The following is a 15,067-nucleotide window of genomic DNA, read 5'->3' as shown; positions in this document are numbered from 1 at the left end:
CGAAATCGGAGTTCAAGCTGGCGCACAGCAAGGGTGCAGATAGGCGGTCAAAGGGCGCCGCCTATCAGTGGCAGGCTCAGATGAGGTTTTTGGTTTGGGCCAGGGTGGCGAAGTTGTCATTCATGATCGCCATTTCGGTACGCTGCACGTCTGCCGCGCTGATGACGCCGTTGGCGGTGGGCAGGTCGCGGGTGGCGCAGGCATCTTCGACCAGGGTGCAGCGAAAGCCGTAGTCTTTGGCGGCGCGCACGGTGGTGCTGACGCTGGAATGGCTCATGAAGCCGCAGACGATCAAGTCCAGATGACCCAGTTTTTCCAGTGCTTCTTTCAGGCCGGTGTTGTTGAAGGCGTTGGGCATGCGCTTCTCGATAACCACTTCATCGCCTGTCGACTCAAGCCCGGCGATGAACTCGCCGCGTGGGCCTTGCGGGTCGAACATGCCGCCGACCGTGCCCAGATGGCGAACGTGCACCACCGGGCGCTTGGCCTTGCGGGCGGCTTCGAGGAGCAGGGCGATGTTGGCAGTCGCGGCTTCCATCCCGGACAGGGCCAGAGGGCCGCTGAGGTATTCGTTTTGTGCATCGATGATCAGCAGGCTGGCATTGCTCAGATTAGCTGCGGCATAACCACGCCCAGTGAGTTGAAACATCGTCTTTAAAGCGGACATTCGGGGGCTCCTTTGAGTGGGGCTTTTGCGACATTCTCCACTGGCCGAGCGTTTATGTGAATGGGCAGTCGTGTAAGCCACGCCGTTGTTGGCCTACAGCGATGTCAAGAAACATTGCAAACGTGCATAAACCTACGAAATGTAACGTTTTTAAGTTTTTTGTAACGGATTCAGACGCGTACAAATGTGTGCCCCTGATCACCGTCCGGCACAACTTTGGCTGCGTCGGAATTTGGCTGTTAGAATCGTGGGTCGATTTTGAGGAGTAAGACCGTTGATCACTTCCCGACTGCGCACACTGCGCGACCATATTCGCTGGGCTGTTAGCCATTTTCACAGGGAAGATCTATTTTTTGGTCATGGCACCGATAACGCTTGGGACGAGGCTCGTCAACTGGTGCTGGGTGCGTTGAACCTGCCGTGGGAAATTGCCGACAGCTACCTCGATTGCCGCCTTGAAGACGACGAGCTGGTGAACCTTCAGCATTTGCTCAAGCGCCGCATCGAGGAGCGCGTGCCCACGGCGTACCTGTTGGGCGAAGCCTGGTTCTGCGGCATGTCGTTTATTGTCGACGAGCGCGTGTTGATTCCGCGTTCACCGATCGGTGAGCTGATCGAAAAACGTTTCGAGCCATGGCTGGGCGCTGAACCGGCGCGCATTCTCGACTTGTGCACCGGCTCGGGCTGCATCGGTATCGCGTGTGCCGATGAGTTCCAGAATGCCGAGGTAGTGCTGGCGGATCTGTCGTTTGAAGCGCTGGAGGTGGCCAATCAGAACATTGAGCGCCACGGCGTCGATGAGCGTGTGTACACGGTGCAGGGCGATGGCTTTGATGGCTTGCCCGGCCAGCGTTTTGACTTGATCGTGTCGAACCCGCCGTATGTGGATGCCGAAGACTTTGCCGACATGCCTGCCGAGTATCAACACGAGCCTGAGCTGGGCCTGGCCTGCGGTGATGACGGTTTGAATCTGGTACGGCGGATGCTGGCCGAAGCAGCGGATCATCTGACCGACAAAGGGTTGTTGATTGTCGAAGTGGGCAACAGCCAGGTGCATGTTGAAGCGTTGTACCCGGAAGTGGATTTTGCCTGGCTCGACTTTGAACATGGCGGCCACGGCGTGTTTATGCTGACCGCTGAGCAGTGCCGCGAGCATCAGGCGCTGTTTACTGCACGGGTTTAAGGGGTGAAACCCGGCAGGCCCTGCAAGGGGGCCTGCCTCAGCGATGGGTGGCAATCCAGATCAGTAAGGCGGCCTGAAACACGGCGAACGCCACCAGGCAGGTGATGGTGAAGCGTAAACCGGTGTCTTCACGCTTGAACTTGCTGATCTTCTCGTCTTTTTCGCGCAGCTTCAGCTCTTGCTCCTGCAAGTTCTGTTCGGCCTGCTGAAGCATCTGCGCCGCTTCGAGAATCTCGACAAACTGGATTTTTTCGCTGTTCCAGGTGTTGTACAAATCCGCCGCAAGCCCCGTTTCAATCCGCGCCTTGCGATGCAAGGCGTCTTCATAGATCACGTCAAAGCCCTGGGTGCGCAAGCAATGGTCGCGGCGCAGGCGCATGTCTTCGTGCAGGGCGTCCTTGGTCGGCAAATCGAAGCTTTCAAAGCGATAGCGTGACCATTTTTTCTGAACCCACTGCGCGCCCTGGGCCATGAGAAAGCGCCCGATACCCCGATTCAGCGGCTCAACCAGCACGCCGCGTTCAGGGCTGATGCTGGCAAGTTGGGTGGTGTGATCAAGCCAGATATCGAGCTGGTTTTGCTCTTTGCGGACCTGTTGGCCGGGCAGCGAAATGCTCAGGCGCAGCAAGCTCTGCTCTTTGTTATGGCGCTCGGCATAACCAAACTGGACGAAGCGCAAAGGCCGCGCCCCGGTGCTGCGATCGGTGGGCAATGGCGCCAGGCGCAGCATTTTGAAATGCTCGGGCTGCACGTCAGCCCAAGGTCGCGGGGGCGCCTCGGGCGTGGCCGGCTCTGGCGAGTCGGCGGGTTGTGATGGGGTGTCGCTCATAACGGCAAAATCCTGTGCAAGCACGATATGTCGGCTCATTGAAGACGGCCGACAATGTTTTATCGGCCGTTATGCGCAGGACTGGAGGGCTGAGCGGCATTCACTTTTGCGATAAAGCGCACAATTCGGTCACCGACTTCACCCGCGAGGCGCTGGTTAGGGTCGTTGTAGGACAGTACTTGGCGCTTGATGTCCATCGGCACAATGCGCATGACGTGGTTCATGCCGTGTACCAGGGTCAGGGATGCATCTGGCTTGGCGGCTTTAAGCAGGCGCGCATCTTTGACCTCGACCTGAATATCGTGGGTGCCCTGAATAATCATCGCCGGCATTTTCAGTGCAGCGAAGGCTTTGGCCGGGTTATAGCGCAGCAGGCTGATCAGGTAAGGCTGCACGCTTGGGCGAAAGATCGCTTCAAGGGCCGGCGGCACGTTGTCGTCGGTGTGCCCGGCTTCGAGGCTGGCGATCAGCTCAAAGCTGCGTTTGAGCAGGGCCGGCGGCAAGTTGTTGCGCTGCAACTGCTCACGCAGCAACTGACCGACAGGGCGCCCGGAACCGGCAATCGAGATAACCCCGGCGGCGTCGATGCGCGGGGCGGCCAGGACGGCAATCAGTGCGCCTTCGCTGTGACCGAGCAAAAACACTTTGCCAAAACGCGGGTCGGCCTTGAGCTTGTCGCCCCAGGCCACGGCGTCGTTGACGTATTGATCGACGCTCAGTTGGCGCTCATCCGGGGCGGCCGGCTGGCTTTGCGCAATGCCGCGCTTGTCAAAGCGCACGCTGGCAATGTTGTTTTGCGCCAGACGCCAGGCGAGTTTTTTCAAGCTGTCGTTGCGCCCGCCAATCGGGTTGTTGCCATCGCGGTCGGTTGGCCCGGAACCGGCAATAAGCAGGACCACCGGCACCGGCTTGTCACTTTTTGGCAGCACCAGCGAGCCGTACAGAGTACCGGAGCCGGTATCCAGCTCGATGGGGCGCAGCAAGACGTTGGACTGAGTCGCCGCAAAGGCCTGAGTACCAAACAGGGTTAGAACCAGAAGGAGTATTCGCAGCATCATCACGCCATCATTGTTGAAAGTGCCGGTTACACAACACCGGATGAGTAAGGTTGGAGGATGAACTACAGAGGCAGCCTGCGTATACTGGCGCGCTTAGTTATCCAAGCTTAGTTTTTAGGCTGATTTTCACGGAGCGCCCTGAATGTCCGGCAATACCTTCGGCAAGCTGTTCACTGTTACCACCGCAGGCGAAAGCCATGGTCCGGCGTTGGTCGCTATTGTAGATGGCTGTCCACCCGGGCTCGAGCTGTCTCTTGAAGACCTGCAACGTGACCTGGACCGCCGCAAACCGGGCACTAGCCGCCACACCACACAGCGTCAGGAAGCCGACGAAGTCGAGATTCTATCCGGTGTGTTTGAAGGCCGCACCACCGGCTGCGCCATCGGTTTGTTGATCCGCAACACCGATCAGAAGTCCAAGGACTACTCGGCGATCAAGGACCTGTTCCGCCCGGCCCACGCCGACTACACCTACCACCACAAATACGGCGAGCGCGATTATCGCGGAGGTGGGCGCAGTTCTGCACGTGAAACTGCCATGCGGGTAGCGGCCGGGGCGATCGCCAAAAAGTATTTGGCGACCCAGGGCATTGTGATTCGCGGCTACATGAGCCAGTTGGGCCCGATTGAAATCCCGTTCAAAACCTGGGATTCGGTCGAAGAAAACGCCTTTTTCAGCCCTGATCCGGACAAAGTGCCAGAGCTTGAAGCCTACATGGACCAACTGCGCCGTGATCAGGACTCGGTCGGGGCCAAGATCACCGTGGTGGCCGAAGGTGTGATTCCGGGGTTGGGCGAGCCCATTTTCGACCGTCTGGATGCTGATCTGGCGCACGCCTTGATGAGCATCAATGCGGTCAAGGGCATCGAAATCGGCGCCGGCTTTGCCAGCGTTGCCCAGCGTGGCACCGAGCACCGTGATGAACTGACCCCGCAGGGCTTTGTGAGCAACAATGCGGGCGGCATTTTGGGCGGTATTTCGTCGGGCCAGCCCATCGTGGCGCACCTGGCGCTCAAGCCTACGTCAAGCATTACCACCCCGGGCCGCTCGATTGATAAAGACGGCAACCCGGTCGACGTCATCACCAAAGGTCGTCATGACCCGTGCGTTGGCATTCGGGCAACCCCGATTGCCGAAGCCATGATGGCCATCGTGCTGATGGACCACCTGTTGCGTCATCGCGGGCAAAACGCCGATGTGCGTGTGACGACGCCTGTGCTGGGCCAATTGTGATTCAGCGGTCGTTGAGCGCCATGGTCTGATGGCAATGGCGCCTCTTCCTTACTGGCGTTTGTCAGGGTTTTACCTGTTTTACTTCGCTTTGCTCGGTGCTACAGCGCCTTTTCTGGCGCTGTACTTCCATCACCTCGGATTCTCCAGTGCACGGATCGGCGAGTTGGTCGCCATTCCCATGCTGATGCGCTGCGTGGCGCCCAACTTGTGGGGCTGGCTGGGTGATTACACCGGCAAGCGCCTGCTGATCGTGCGGCTGGGTGCGTTGTGCACCTTGCTCGGCTTCAGCCTGATCTTTATCAGCAAGAGCTACGCCTGGCTGGCGCTGGTCATGGCGTTGCATGCGTTCTTCTGGCACGCGGTGCTGCCGCAGTTTGAAGTCATCACCTTTGCCCACTTGCGCGAACAACCGGAGCGTTACAGCCAGGTGCGTTTGTGGGGGTCGATTGGTTTTATCCTCACCGTGGTGATTCTGGGTCGCCTGTTTGAATGGCTGAGCCTGGATATTTACCCGGTGGCGCTGGTCGTGATCATGGGCGGCATAGTGTTGTGCAGCTTGTGGGTGCCCAATGCCCAGCCTTCGAATCAGGGGCGAAAACCCCACGAGGGCGGCTTTTTCAAGCAACTGCGCAGCCCCGGCGTGATTGCGTTTTATGTGACTGTTGCGCTGATGCAACTGAGCCATGGCCCGTATTACACCTTCATCACCTTGCACCTTGAAAGCCTGGGTTACAGCCGTGGCGTGATCGGTATGCTGTGGGCGTTGGGGGTTGTGGCTGAGGTTCTGATGTTTTTGGCCATGCGCCGCATCCTGCTCAAGTTTTCGTTGCGTCGCGTGTTGATGGCCAGCTTTGCCTTGGCCGCCTTGCGCTGGCTGTTGCTGGGATCATTTGCTGAATACCTGTGGGTGTTGCTGTTGGCGCAGTTGATGCACGCGGCAACGTTTGGCAGTTTTCATGCATCGGCCATGAGTTTCGTGCAGCGCAGTTTCGGGCCTGGTCAACAAGGGCAGGGGCAAGCGCTCTACGCCACCCTGGCCGGTATGGGCGGCGCGGCGGGAGCGCTTTATGCCGGTTACAGCTGGAACACACTCGGGCCGACTATCACCTTTAGTATGGCAAGCCTCGCAGCACTGGCTGCAGCCGTTATCATCGCTACTCGATTGCAAGAGGACAGGGCATGAGCCTTACCCGTGAACACTTGAGCCTGGAAATCATTGAAGCCGGGCGTTTTTTATATGGTCGCGGCTGGTCGCCGGCCACCAGCAGCAACTACTCGGCCCGGCTATCGGCCACCGAGGCGCTGCTGACGGTGTCTGGCAAGCACAAAGGCCAGTTGGGCATTGATGATGTGCTGGCCACGGATTTGTCAGGCAACAGCTTGGAACCGGGCAAAAAGCCTTCTGCGGAAACCTTGCTGCACACTCAGCTGTACAGCTGGCGCCCGGAGATCGGCGCGGTGTTGCACACGCATTCGGTGAATGCCACGGTGCTGTCGCGGCTGACGCCGGGTGACCGCATCGAATTTAAAGACTACGAACTGCAAAAAGCCTTCAGTGGTGTGTCGACCCATGAGTCGACAGTTCGGGTGCCGATTTTTGACAATGATCAGGACATCGAGCGACTGGCCGCCAAGGTTCAGCCCTGGCTTGAGGCACACCCTGACTGCGTGGGTTACCTGATTCGTGGGCATGGTCTGTATACGTGGGGCGCCCGCATGAGCGATGCCTTGCGTCAGATCGAAGCCTTTGAATTTTTGTTTGAATGCGAGTTGAAAACCCGCGCTGTGCTTAACCGTTAACGCTGACTTCACGTCGAAGAAGCCCACCGCCTGATTTCAACGGTCTGCCTGAACGGCCTGGAAAAAGCCGAAAGTGCACGCCGAAGCTGAGGAATACCCCCATGAGCAGCCTTTCTGTTTACCACGTTTCAAGCCCGGAAATACCCAACAAGGTATTGACCCACCTTGAAGACATCGCCTCCACGCTGGCCGAGCAGGGCGTGCGCTTTGAGCGCTGGCAGGCGGCTGCGCCGATCCAGCCGGGCGCCAGCCAGGACGAAGTGATCGACGCCTATCGCACGCAGATTGATCAATTGATGACTGAGCAGGGTTACGTCACCGTTGACGTGATCAGCCTCAACAGCGACCACCCGCAAAAAGCCGAGCTGCGCGCCAAGTTCCTCGATGAGCACCGTCATGGCGAAGATGAAGTGCGCTTCTTCGTGGCGGGCCGTGGGCTGTTTACCTTGCACATTGGTGACTATGTGTATGCCGTGCTGTGCGAAAAAAACGACCTGATCTCAGTGCCAGCGGGCACCCCGCATTGGTTTGACATGGGCGAGCACCCGCACTTTGTGGCCATCCGGTTGTTTAATAACCCTGAAGGCTGGGTTGCAAACTTTACCGGCGAAGACATCGCCAGCCGCTTCCCGCGCCTCGAAGACTAAGGACACCGTATGCCGATCAAAGCCATCCTCACTGACATTGAAGGCACCACCAGCGCCGTCAGCTTTGTGTTTGACGTGTTGTTTCCATTTGCGGCCAAACACCTGCCTGACTTCGTCCGTGAACATGCCGAAACCCCTGATGTTGCGAAGCAACTGGGGGCGGTGCGCCTGGACAGCGGCGAGCCCGAGGCGGACGTTGAGCGGGTGATCGAGATCCTGCAACAGTGGATCGCTGAAGACCGCAAAGCCACGCCGCTTAAGGCGCTGCAGGGCATGATCTGGAAGCAGGGTTACGAGGCGGGCGAGTTGAAAGGGCACGTCTACCCGGATGCCGTCGAGGCACTCAAGGCCTGGCACGAAAAGGGCTATGACTTGTACGTGTACTCGTCAGGATCGATCCAGGCGCAACAGCTGATTTTTGGCTGTTCGGAAGCGGGCGATCTGACCCCCTTGTTCAGCGGCTATTTCGACACCACTTCCGGGCCCAAGCGCGAAGCCCAATCGTACCGGCACATCACAGAAGCCATCGGCTGCCCGGCGGGGAAAATCCTGTTTCTATCGGACATCGTCGAAGAGCTGGACGCGGCACAACAAGCCGGCATGCAAACCTGTGGTCTGGCGCGAGAAGGCGGGAAGAAGTTGGGTGATCATCTGACGGTCAGCAGCTTTGCCGAGATCGATATTTAATCTTTGAACGTGAAGGAGCGAGCTTGCTTGCGATCTTTGATGTTGGAAAGATCGCGAGGCAAGTTCGCTCCTACAGTTTGTTCAGGCTTTTATCAACGCGTGTGATAGGTCGGCAGGGCAAAGCGGTGCTGGCTTTGCAGCAGTGAAATGGTCGGCAGTTCACTGGCTGTACCTGCCAGATCCCGACGGATCGCGCTGATCACCCAAGTCAGTTGCTCTGCGGTGTGCAATTGCGCGTATGAAATGACCCGCTGAGTCTGTTTACCTTCGCTGTCACACAACGTCAGCAATACACCGCCATCCGGGCGGGGCTTAACGTTGACGGTGTAGTTCGAAAACAGGGACGCGAATTTTTCTTGGATCAGGCTCATGTCAATCAGCTCCATTAGCTCATCTGTGCTTGCATGGAGAGGTAGTTGCAGTGATTGTGCCAGTATGGATATCCAATAAAACCCTTTTAAATCAATGGCTTAGATTTTTGTTGAGATGCGGGGTTCGTGCATTTTGCATGAATGGCCATCATGCATCCTGCATTTTGCCCAATCGCACGGTTTGTTGGTGCGTTTGTACAAGAGTCGTTTGCTGATTGATTGTTTCTATGACGCACTTGAGTAAAAAGGGGATGACACCGTTGGCCGCTCTCGGGAAACTACGGCTTTATGTAGCCAACCTGGAGCCTCATATGTCAGACAACAAGCCAGCCGATCAACAACGGCAGATGACCCCCGAGGAAGCGGCTGAGTTTGCCGAGCAGGTTTTCAATAAAGCCCGCGAGGGCGACGCCGCCATGCTGGCAGCTCTGATGAGCAGGGGCTTGCCGCCTAATTTGCGTAATCACAAGGGCGACACCTTGCTGATGCTGGCCAGCTATCACGGGCATGTTGACGCTGTGAAGGTATTGCTTGAGCACAAGGCTGACCCTGAAATTCGCAATGACAACGGTCAAAGCCCGATTGCTGGCGCGGCTTTCAAAGGCGATTTGGAGATGGTTAAAACCCTGATCGAGGGCGGGGCGCAGGTTGAAGGCGCTTCGTTTGACGGCCGTACCGCCTTGATGATGGCTGCGATGTTTAATCGCACCGAAATCATTAAGTACCTGATCAGCAAAGGCGCCGATCCAAAAGCCAAGGATGCCAATGAGGTCACCGCGCTGGATGCTGCCAAGACCATGGGCGCAAACGATAGCGTCGCGCTGTTGAACGAGTTGTTGGGCTGATTACATGCCCTTGAGGCGCGCAATTGATATATCCTGCGCGCCCTCAATTTTCCTTGTGACAGGCCTTGCCCATGAAAAACACTCTCGTTGAACTCATCAGCAAAATCAGCTCTGGGTGCATGGGCGACGAAGAAATTGCAAAAATCGCTGACGAAGCAGCACAAGCCTACGCTGATCAAGACGCATTTCTGGCGGCAAACCCGGACATCAACTACGACGACACTTACCCTATTGCGTTGGGCGAGTGGGTCGTCATTGGCAGCCTGCCGGAAACCGTCCTGTTCCAGGCTGACACCTATGTCGACCTGTTCACCCAGATCGTTGCCTCGTTTGGTCCTGGCGTGCCTTTCAACATCAAACCCAAGCAATTGGCCAAAACCGAAGCGCTGACGGCGTTGAACCGTATCCAGATCCAGATGGGCAGCATGAACCCGGAGAACGGCGGCTATGTGCTGCTGAACCTGAGTCAGCCGCTGGATGATGAACTGCAAATGGTGCTGGTGTACGGCAATGACGTGCCGCGGGTGCTGGCCTTGTGTGCCGAGGTAGGTATCAGTGCTGCGCCTGCGCTGGAAGCGTTGAAGGTCGCTGTTCACGTTTGATATCCGGCCTGCAATAAAAAAACGGAACCCTCGCCGTAGCTGACTATCCTAAGTAAACACGCACTCACTCAGGAGCATCACCATGGGGTCGACGTTTAATGGTCTGGTAGGTCTGATTATTCTGGCGCTGGATATTTGGGCCATCATCAATGTGCTCAAAAGTAACGTCGGAACCGGGATGAAAATCCTTTGGGTGCTGTTGATTATCTTCTTGCCGGTGCTCGGCCTCATTATCTGGGCCATAGCCGGGCCGCGAGGCAATGTGCGCATTTAAGTCGTCGGCCAGTGGGTGGCGACGGCTTTATTTGGCGCCACCCGCTGAGTTTGTCTGCGTCAAGGTTCGACCTGTCATGCTCGTCGTCGTAGAATGCGCGCCTTTCTTGGGCAGTTGAACGCGTGTACCGCAACAGTGGTAAGCGCTCAAGCTGCCGATCATGGGCGGGTGACCGTCCGTTGCCATCTGCATTCAAAGGGACTTCCCATGACTGAAGTACTTAGCACCGACTATCTCGAAACCCTCTACGAGGGTTATGGTCAGCGTTTTCGTATGGACAAGCTGCTGCACGAAGTGCGCACTGACCACCAGCGCCTGGTGATTTTCGAAAACCCGGTGATGGGCCGGGTCATGGCATTGGATGGCGTGATTCAGACCACGGAAAAGGATGAGTTCATCTACCACGAGATGCTGACTCATGTGCCGATTCTGGCGCACGGCACGGTCAAGCGCGTGCTGATCATTGGCGGCGGCGACGGTGGCATGCTGCGCGAAGTGACCAAGCATGTGGGCATTGAGCACATCACCATGGTCGAGATCGACGGCACCGTGGTTGAAATGTGCAAAGAGTTCTTGCCGAACCACTCCAAAGGGGCCTACGACGATCCGCGCCTGAATCTGGTGATCGATGACGGCATGCGCTTTGTGGCGACCACTGAAGAAAAGTTCGATGTGATCATTTCTGACTCCACCGACCCGATCGGCCCGGGTGAAGTGTTGTTCTCTGAAAACTTCTATCAAGCCTGCCATCGCTGCCTGAATGAAGGTGGTGTGCTGGTGACGCAAAACGGCACGCCGTTCATGCAACTGCAAGAAGTTAAAACCACCGCAGAGCGCATGCGTGGTTTGTTCGCCGATTGGCACTTCTATCAAGCGGCCGTGCCGACTTACATCGGCGGTTCGATGACCTTTGCTTGGGGCTCAACCAACAGCGACTACCGCAAGTTGCCGCTGGAGACGCTGCGTCAGCGCTTTATTGGCAGTGGCATTGTTACTCGCTATTACAACCCTGAAGTTCACCAAGGTTCGTTTGCCTTGCCGCAATACGTTTTGCAGGCGATTAACAAGCCAGGCAACGTTTAACGCGCAGTGAGTTACAGAAAGGGCCGAAAGGCCCTTTCTTATGTTTCAAATTATGCATTTGCACAAAATTTTCACGTGCCGTCCATGACAATTTGCGTGCAAAATTTCGGCTCGGCTGCTTCTCAGAAGCCATTCACCTGGATTTCCAGTTCAGGTGTCGAGCCAAACCCTGTGCATTAAAGGGTGCAGTATCAGTGGTAAATCACCGGTGATCGTGCAACATTTGCCCGCCCGCGCATGACCTCCCTGCACGTGTGCCCTATAGGCGCAGGTGCTGGCCGTGCACAGAAAAGCCACTTCAACTTGAATCAATTGGGTCCTAAAACGACATGGCAAACCCGGACGCCTTAAAACAACAGAACGCTGCCCAGCGAATGTTGCAACCGACCGTCAAATCGCATCTGGCGTTTACGCTGCTCAGCGCCTTGATCATGATGCTGATGTTTACCCTGTTGCGGGTGGCATTGCTGGTTTACAACCGGGAAATGATCCTGGATACCCCGGCCTCAACGTTCCTCGAAGCCTTTTTCAATGGTCTGCGCTTTGACCTGCGCATCGTGGTTTATCTCAGCATTCCTTTGTTGCTGTCATTGCTCAGTGCGCATGCGATGCGACTGCGCGGTGCCATGCGTTTCTGGCTGACTGCCGCCTCCAGCCTGGCGCTGTTCCTGGGCCTGATGGAGATGGACTTTTACCGTGAATTCCACCAGCGCCTCAACGGTCTGGTCTTCCAATACGTGAAGGAAGACCCGAAAACCGTCATGAGCATGCTCTGGTACGGTTTCCCGGTGGTGCGTTACCTGCTGGCCTGGGCCGTCGGGACGGTGATCCTGTACTTTGCATTTAAAGGTGCAGACCGCCTAACCCGCACCCGTGCGACATCGGCTGCTGGCGCTGGTACTCAACATGCCGTCGCGCCATGGTATGCGCGCATTGCCGTGTTCATGGTGATTCTGGTGGTGTGTGTGGTCGCTGCTCGCGGCACACTGCGCCAAGGTCCTCCACTGCGCTGGGGTGATGCCTACACGACGGATTCCAACTTCGCTAACCAGTTAGGGCTCAATGGTTCCTTGTCGCTGATTTCAGCGGCGCAGAGCCGCTTCTCCGATGAGCGCAGCAATATCTGGAAAGCCAACCTGCCGCAGCCTGAGGCTCAGCAGACCGTGCGCGACATGCTGCTGACCCCGAACGACAAGCTGGTCGATGCGGACACCGCGCCTGTGCGCCGTGATACCACGCCACCAGAAGAAAAAACTCTGCCGATCAAGAACGTTGTCGTCATCTTGATGGAAAGCTTCGCTGGCCACTCGGTGGGTGCGCTGGGGCGTCCAGGCAACGTCACGCCTTACTTCGACAACCTGGCCAAAGAAGGCCTGTTGTTTGAGCGCTTCTTCTCCAACGGTACGCACACGCATCAGGGCATGTTCGCCACTATGGCGTGCTTCCCGAACCTGCCAGGTTTCGAATACCTGATGCAGACCCCGGAAGGCAGCCACAAGCTGTCCGGTCTGCCGGAGCTGCTGAGCGCCCGTAAATACGATGATGTGTATGTGTACAACGGTGATTTTGCCTGGGACAACCAGTCTGGTTTCTTCAGCAACCAAGGCATGACCACGTTCGTTGGCCGTAATGATTTCGTAAACCCGGTGTTCTCTGATCCTACGTGGGGCGTGTCCGACCAGGACATGTTCAACCGTGGCCTGGAAGAGCTGAAAAAGCGTGAAGGCAAAGAGCCGTTCTATGCCTTGCTGCAAACCCTGTCCAACCACACGCCGTATGCCTTGCCAACGCCATTGCCGGTTGAACGGGTGACCGACCGCGGCTCGTTGAACGAGCATTTGACCGCCATGCGCTATTCGGACTGGGCGCTGGGTCAATTCTTTGAAAAGGCGCGTAAAGAGCCGTATTTCAAGGAAACCTTGTTTGTGATTGTGGGTGACCACGGTTTTGGTAACGAGCAGCAGATCTCCGAGATGGACCTTGGGCGTTTCAACGTTCCATTGCTGTTGATCGGGCCGGGCATCCAGGAGAAGTTTGGTGCGCGGGTTGATACCGTGGGTACGCAGATCGACATCGTACCGACCATCATGGGTCGTCTGGGTGGTGAGTTCCGTCAGCAATGCTGGGGCCGTGACCTGCTGAACCTGCCGGAAGGTGACAAGGGTTCAGGTGTGATCAAGCCATCTGGCAACGATCAGACCGTGGCCATCATCAGCGGCGATCATCTGCTGGTTCAGCCTAAAGACATGCCTGCCAAGGTATGGCAATACAACTTGGGCCCGAACCCGCAAGCCAAAGTAGTGACTGACTCGCCAGACGAAGCTGAACTGAAGAAGAAGCTTGAATCCTTCTTGCAGACAGCAACCAAAAGCTTGTTGGATAACACTGCGGGTGTCGTGGATCCGAAGTAAACCAGCGTGAAAAAAGAAGAGGCCTCAGGGCCTCTTTTTTTTGCGCGTAATGCCATGACTACGGCGCTATATTTTGCCGAGCAAGAGCAGTATCAGCAGTACGACCAGTACGGTGCCGATAATACCGGACGGGCCGTAGCCCCAGTTTCGGGAGTGAGGGAAAACTGGCAGCCCGCCCACCAGCAGCAAGATCAGGATGATCAGAAGTATCAGGGTCATGACTATTTCCTCATTGATTATTGTCAGTAAGGACGGCGTTCAGTGGCGTTGAAACCACTGCTACGTACGCTCTTAATAAGTCCGACTTGCCGGGTGCGAAAATAATTCAACTTTTTATTCTGTGACGCGTGCTAAAGGTTGGCTATTGCCTGGCTGATGGGGCGCGAGTAGGGTGGCGCGCTGCCTAAGGAAAGAAGTATTCATGCTTAATTACGTTTGGTTTTTTTTGGCCGCGTTATTTGAAATTGCAGGCTGCTACGGATTCTGGATGTGGCTGCGTCAAGGCAAGAGTGTGGTGTGGGTTGTGCCGGCAGTGTTGAGTCTGGCCGTTTTTGCCCTGCTCTTGACCAAGGTCGAAGCGGCATATGCGGGCCGGGCTTATGCCGCGTATGGCGGGATCTACATCGTGACGTCTATTGCCTGGTTGGCGGTTGTGGAGCGAGTCCGGCCATTGGGCTCTGACTGGATCGGACTGGTGCTGTGCGTGATAGGGGCAACCATCATTCTGTTGGGGCCACGCTTTTCGGCACCCTAAGCCAAACCCCCTACTGATGAGGAATATTCGACAGCTGTCGCGTAGGACTTTTAGCTAGTCGATGTAGGGCTTAATCCAGATAGGAGTAAGCCCAAGCTGAATTGCTGTGTAAGGATTGAAGTACCGAATGACGCGGTTCAGTCTTCGTGGCCAGACACCTTTAAGGATAAGAGCCATGCAGATTCTAAAACGCGTCAGCGGCGAACGCTTCTCGATTGGCGAAGACATTATTGTCCATGTCATTGCCATCAGTGGCAGCCACGTACGCCTGGGGATTGATGCCCCCAGGAGCGTCAGCGTTCACCGAGGCGAAATCTACGACCGGATCAAAAATCAGGACCCCGGGCATTTGACCATTGGGCCGTTGAGCAAGCGTTAATCAAAGAACTCTTTGGGAACGGCATGTTTGGGCATCAACTGGCATTGCTGGCTTTCCAGATCAAAGAAGATCACGGCTTGCCCTTTGCTCAGGGCATGGCGCACCCGCAGGACACGTGTCTCCTGGGGAGTGTCATCACCGTTGTCGGTACCGTCGCGGCTGACGAAGTCTTCAATCAGGCGGGTGAGGGTGTCAGGTTCAAGCTGGTCGTAAGGAATTAGCATGAGGCGGTCTCGCAAATGA

General features: G+C 56.5%; 19 protein-coding genes. 13 read left to right on the top strand and 6 right to left on the bottom strand.

Features of this window, described 5'->3' with window-relative positions; genetic code table 11:
* Positions 1–76: 76 nt before the first annotated feature.
* Positions 77–667 (bottom strand): cysteine hydrolase family protein, encoded by a 591-nt coding sequence (locus tag ACJJU9_RS15785; RefSeq protein WP_048391127.1) that lies wholly within the window; start codon positions 665–667, stop codon positions 77–79.
* Positions 668–941: 274 nt separating this feature from the next.
* On the opposite strand from ACJJU9_RS15785, the gene prmB reads away from it, so the two are divergent.
* Positions 942–1,850 carry a 50S ribosomal protein L3 N(5)-glutamine methyltransferase gene (gene prmB, locus ACJJU9_RS15780; RefSeq protein WP_407728957.1) on the top strand — a complete coding sequence of 303 codons (909 nt, stop codon included), beginning with the start codon at positions 942–944 and terminating at the stop codon, positions 1,848–1,850.
* Between the two features lie 37 nt (positions 1,851–1,887).
* Here prmB and ACJJU9_RS15775 read toward each other — a convergent pair whose 3' ends face one another.
* A complete protein-coding gene (locus ACJJU9_RS15775) occupies positions 1,888–2,679 on the bottom strand; it encodes a hypothetical protein (RefSeq protein ID WP_123751587.1) in 792 nt (263 codons plus the stop codon).
* Between the two features lie 59 nt (positions 2,680–2,738).
* Entirely contained in the window at positions 2,739–3,737 is a 999-nt protein-coding gene (locus ACJJU9_RS15770; protein WP_048371269.1) for an alpha/beta hydrolase, read from the bottom strand.
* 142 nt (positions 3,738–3,879) lie between these two features.
* Between ACJJU9_RS15770 and aroC the strand changes: the two genes are divergently transcribed.
* From aroC to mtnC, 5 genes are all read left to right on the top strand, one after another.
* The gene (gene aroC / locus ACJJU9_RS15765; protein WP_048371267.1) at positions 3,880–4,971 is read left to right on the top strand and encodes a chorismate synthase; all 1,092 of its coding nucleotides are present in this window, start codon (positions 3,880–3,882) and stop codon (positions 4,969–4,971) included.
* 34 nt (positions 4,972–5,005) lie between these two features.
* Positions 5,006–6,154: an MFS transporter gene (locus ACJJU9_RS15760; protein ID WP_048371265.1), complete on the top strand. Its 1,149-nt coding sequence runs from the start codon at positions 5,006–5,008 to the stop codon at positions 6,152–6,154.
* On the top strand, positions 6,151–6,771 hold the full coding sequence (locus ACJJU9_RS15755) for a methylthioribulose 1-phosphate dehydratase (RefSeq protein ID WP_407728956.1): 621 nt from the start codon (positions 6,151–6,153) through the stop codon (positions 6,769–6,771). Before ACJJU9_RS15760 ends, ACJJU9_RS15755 begins: the two co-directional genes overlap by 4 nt.
* Before the next feature lie 101 nt (positions 6,772–6,872).
* Positions 6,873–7,418 carry an acireductone dioxygenase gene (locus ACJJU9_RS15750; RefSeq protein WP_048371260.1) on the top strand — a complete coding sequence of 182 codons (546 nt, stop codon included), beginning with the start codon at positions 6,873–6,875 and terminating at the stop codon, positions 7,416–7,418.
* 9 nt (positions 7,419–7,427) lie between these two features.
* On the top strand, positions 7,428–8,105 hold the full coding sequence (gene mtnC, locus ACJJU9_RS15745) for an acireductone synthase (RefSeq protein ID WP_407728955.1): 678 nt from the start codon (positions 7,428–7,430) through the stop codon (positions 8,103–8,105).
* 92 nt (positions 8,106–8,197) lie between these two features.
* Here mtnC and ACJJU9_RS15740 read toward each other — a convergent pair whose 3' ends face one another.
* Positions 8,198–8,476: a DUF3509 domain-containing protein gene (locus ACJJU9_RS15740; protein ID WP_048371628.1), complete on the bottom strand. Its 279-nt coding sequence runs from the start codon at positions 8,474–8,476 to the stop codon at positions 8,198–8,200.
* 311 nt (positions 8,477–8,787) lie between these two features.
* On the opposite strand from ACJJU9_RS15740, the gene ACJJU9_RS15735 reads away from it, so the two are divergent.
* From ACJJU9_RS15735 to ACJJU9_RS15715, 5 genes are all read left to right on the top strand, one after another.
* Positions 8,788–9,321, top strand: coding sequence for an ankyrin repeat domain-containing protein (locus ACJJU9_RS15735; protein WP_407728954.1), 534 nt, complete (start codon positions 8,788–8,790; stop codon positions 9,319–9,321).
* A gap of 71 nt (positions 9,322–9,392) precedes the next feature.
* Complete coding sequence (locus tag ACJJU9_RS15730) at positions 9,393–9,923, top strand: hypothetical protein (protein ID WP_048371256.1); 531 nt, start codon at positions 9,393–9,395, stop codon at positions 9,921–9,923.
* Between the two features lie 82 nt (positions 9,924–10,005).
* Positions 10,006–10,197 carry a PLDc N-terminal domain-containing protein gene (locus tag ACJJU9_RS15725; protein WP_048371254.1) on the top strand — a complete coding sequence of 64 codons (192 nt, stop codon included), beginning with the start codon at positions 10,006–10,008 and terminating at the stop codon, positions 10,195–10,197.
* Between the two features lie 207 nt (positions 10,198–10,404).
* Positions 10,405–11,280, top strand: a complete 876-nt coding sequence (speE, locus tag ACJJU9_RS15720) for a polyamine aminopropyltransferase (RefSeq protein WP_048371251.1) — start codon at positions 10,405–10,407, stop codon at positions 11,278–11,280.
* Between the two features lie 329 nt (positions 11,281–11,609).
* Complete coding sequence (locus ACJJU9_RS15715) at positions 11,610–13,691, top strand: LTA synthase family protein (protein WP_407728953.1); 2,082 nt, start codon at positions 11,610–11,612, stop codon at positions 13,689–13,691.
* Positions 13,692–13,757: 66 nt separating this feature from the next.
* On the opposite strand, the gene ACJJU9_RS15710 is transcribed toward ACJJU9_RS15715, so the two are convergent.
* A complete protein-coding gene (locus tag ACJJU9_RS15710; RefSeq protein ID WP_048371247.1) occupies positions 13,758–13,910 on the bottom strand; it encodes a DUF3309 family protein in 153 nt (50 codons plus the stop codon).
* A gap of 202 nt (positions 13,911–14,112) precedes the next feature.
* Between ACJJU9_RS15710 and ACJJU9_RS15705 the strand changes: the two genes are divergently transcribed.
* Both ACJJU9_RS15705 and ACJJU9_RS15700 read left to right on the top strand, forming a co-directional pair.
* Complete coding sequence (locus ACJJU9_RS15705) at positions 14,113–14,445, top strand: YnfA family protein (RefSeq protein WP_048371244.1); 333 nt, start codon at positions 14,113–14,115, stop codon at positions 14,443–14,445.
* Positions 14,446–14,620: 175 nt separating this feature from the next.
* The gene (locus ACJJU9_RS15700; RefSeq protein ID WP_048371242.1) at positions 14,621–14,824 is read left to right on the top strand and encodes a carbon storage regulator; all 204 of its coding nucleotides are present in this window, start codon (positions 14,621–14,623) and stop codon (positions 14,822–14,824) included.
* Here ACJJU9_RS15700 and ACJJU9_RS15695 read toward each other — a convergent pair.
* Positions 14,821–15,048: a YheU family protein gene (locus ACJJU9_RS15695; protein WP_016781468.1), complete on the bottom strand. Its 228-nt coding sequence runs from the start codon at positions 15,046–15,048 to the stop codon at positions 14,821–14,823. The two genes, ACJJU9_RS15700 and ACJJU9_RS15695, sit on opposite strands and share 4 nt — an antisense overlap.
* Between the last annotated feature and the right edge of the window lie 19 nt (positions 15,049–15,067).

This window comes from Pseudomonas helleri, from assembly GCF_045830615.1.
Taxonomy (GTDB): domain Bacteria; phylum Pseudomonadota; class Gammaproteobacteria; order Pseudomonadales; family Pseudomonadaceae; genus Aquipseudomonas; species Aquipseudomonas helleri.
The sequence above is the reverse complement of the archived record's forward strand: the minus strand, read 5'-3'. Positions and strand labels throughout refer to the sequence as shown.

Excerpts from the sequence above, each read along its gene's own strand:
- ACJJU9_RS15775 (WP_123751587.1), bottom strand. The coding sequence starts at position 2,679 with ATGAGCGACACCCCATCACAACCCGCCGACTCGCCAGAGCCGGCCACG.
- ACJJU9_RS15715 (WP_407728953.1), top strand. The coding sequence starts at position 11,610 with ATGGCAAACCCGGACGCCTTAAAACAACAGAACGCTGCCCAGCGAATG.
- ACJJU9_RS15700 (WP_048371242.1), top strand. The coding sequence starts at position 14,621 with ATGCAGATTCTAAAACGCGTCAGCGGCGAACGCTTCTCGATTGGCGAA.
- ACJJU9_RS15735 (WP_407728954.1), top strand. The coding sequence starts at position 8,788 with ATGTCAGACAACAAGCCAGCCGATCAACAACGGCAGATGACCCCCGAG.
- ACJJU9_RS15730 (WP_048371256.1), top strand. The coding sequence starts at position 9,393 with ATGAAAAACACTCTCGTTGAACTCATCAGCAAAATCAGCTCTGGGTGC.
- ACJJU9_RS15760 (WP_048371265.1), top strand. The coding sequence starts at position 5,006 with ATGGCGCCTCTTCCTTACTGGCGTTTGTCAGGGTTTTACCTGTTTTAC.
- aroC (WP_048371267.1), top strand. The coding sequence starts at position 3,880 with ATGTCCGGCAATACCTTCGGCAAGCTGTTCACTGTTACCACCGCAGGC.
- ACJJU9_RS15740 (WP_048371628.1), bottom strand. The coding sequence starts at position 8,476 with ATGAGCCTGATCCAAGAAAAATTCGCGTCCCTGTTTTCGAACTACACC.
- mtnC (WP_407728955.1), top strand. The coding sequence starts at position 7,428 with ATGCCGATCAAAGCCATCCTCACTGACATTGAAGGCACCACCAGCGCC.
- ACJJU9_RS15725 (WP_048371254.1), top strand. The coding sequence starts at position 10,006 with ATGGGGTCGACGTTTAATGGTCTGGTAGGTCTGATTATTCTGGCGCTG.
- ACJJU9_RS15785 (WP_048391127.1), bottom strand. The coding sequence starts at position 667 with ATGTCCGCTTTAAAGACGATGTTTCAACTCACTGGGCGTGGTTATGCC.
- ACJJU9_RS15695 (WP_016781468.1), bottom strand. The coding sequence starts at position 15,048 with ATGCTAATTCCTTACGACCAGCTTGAACCTGACACCCTCACCCGCCTG.
- speE (WP_048371251.1), top strand. The coding sequence starts at position 10,405 with ATGACTGAAGTACTTAGCACCGACTATCTCGAAACCCTCTACGAGGGT.
- ACJJU9_RS15750 (WP_048371260.1), top strand. The coding sequence starts at position 6,873 with ATGAGCAGCCTTTCTGTTTACCACGTTTCAAGCCCGGAAATACCCAAC.
- ACJJU9_RS15705 (WP_048371244.1), top strand. The coding sequence starts at position 14,113 with ATGCTTAATTACGTTTGGTTTTTTTTGGCCGCGTTATTTGAAATTGCA.
- ACJJU9_RS15770 (WP_048371269.1), bottom strand. The coding sequence starts at position 3,737 with ATGATGCTGCGAATACTCCTTCTGGTTCTAACCCTGTTTGGTACTCAG.
- ACJJU9_RS15710 (WP_048371247.1), bottom strand. The coding sequence starts at position 13,910 with ATGACCCTGATACTTCTGATCATCCTGATCTTGCTGCTGGTGGGCGGG.
- ACJJU9_RS15755 (WP_407728956.1), top strand. The coding sequence starts at position 6,151 with ATGAGCCTTACCCGTGAACACTTGAGCCTGGAAATCATTGAAGCCGGG.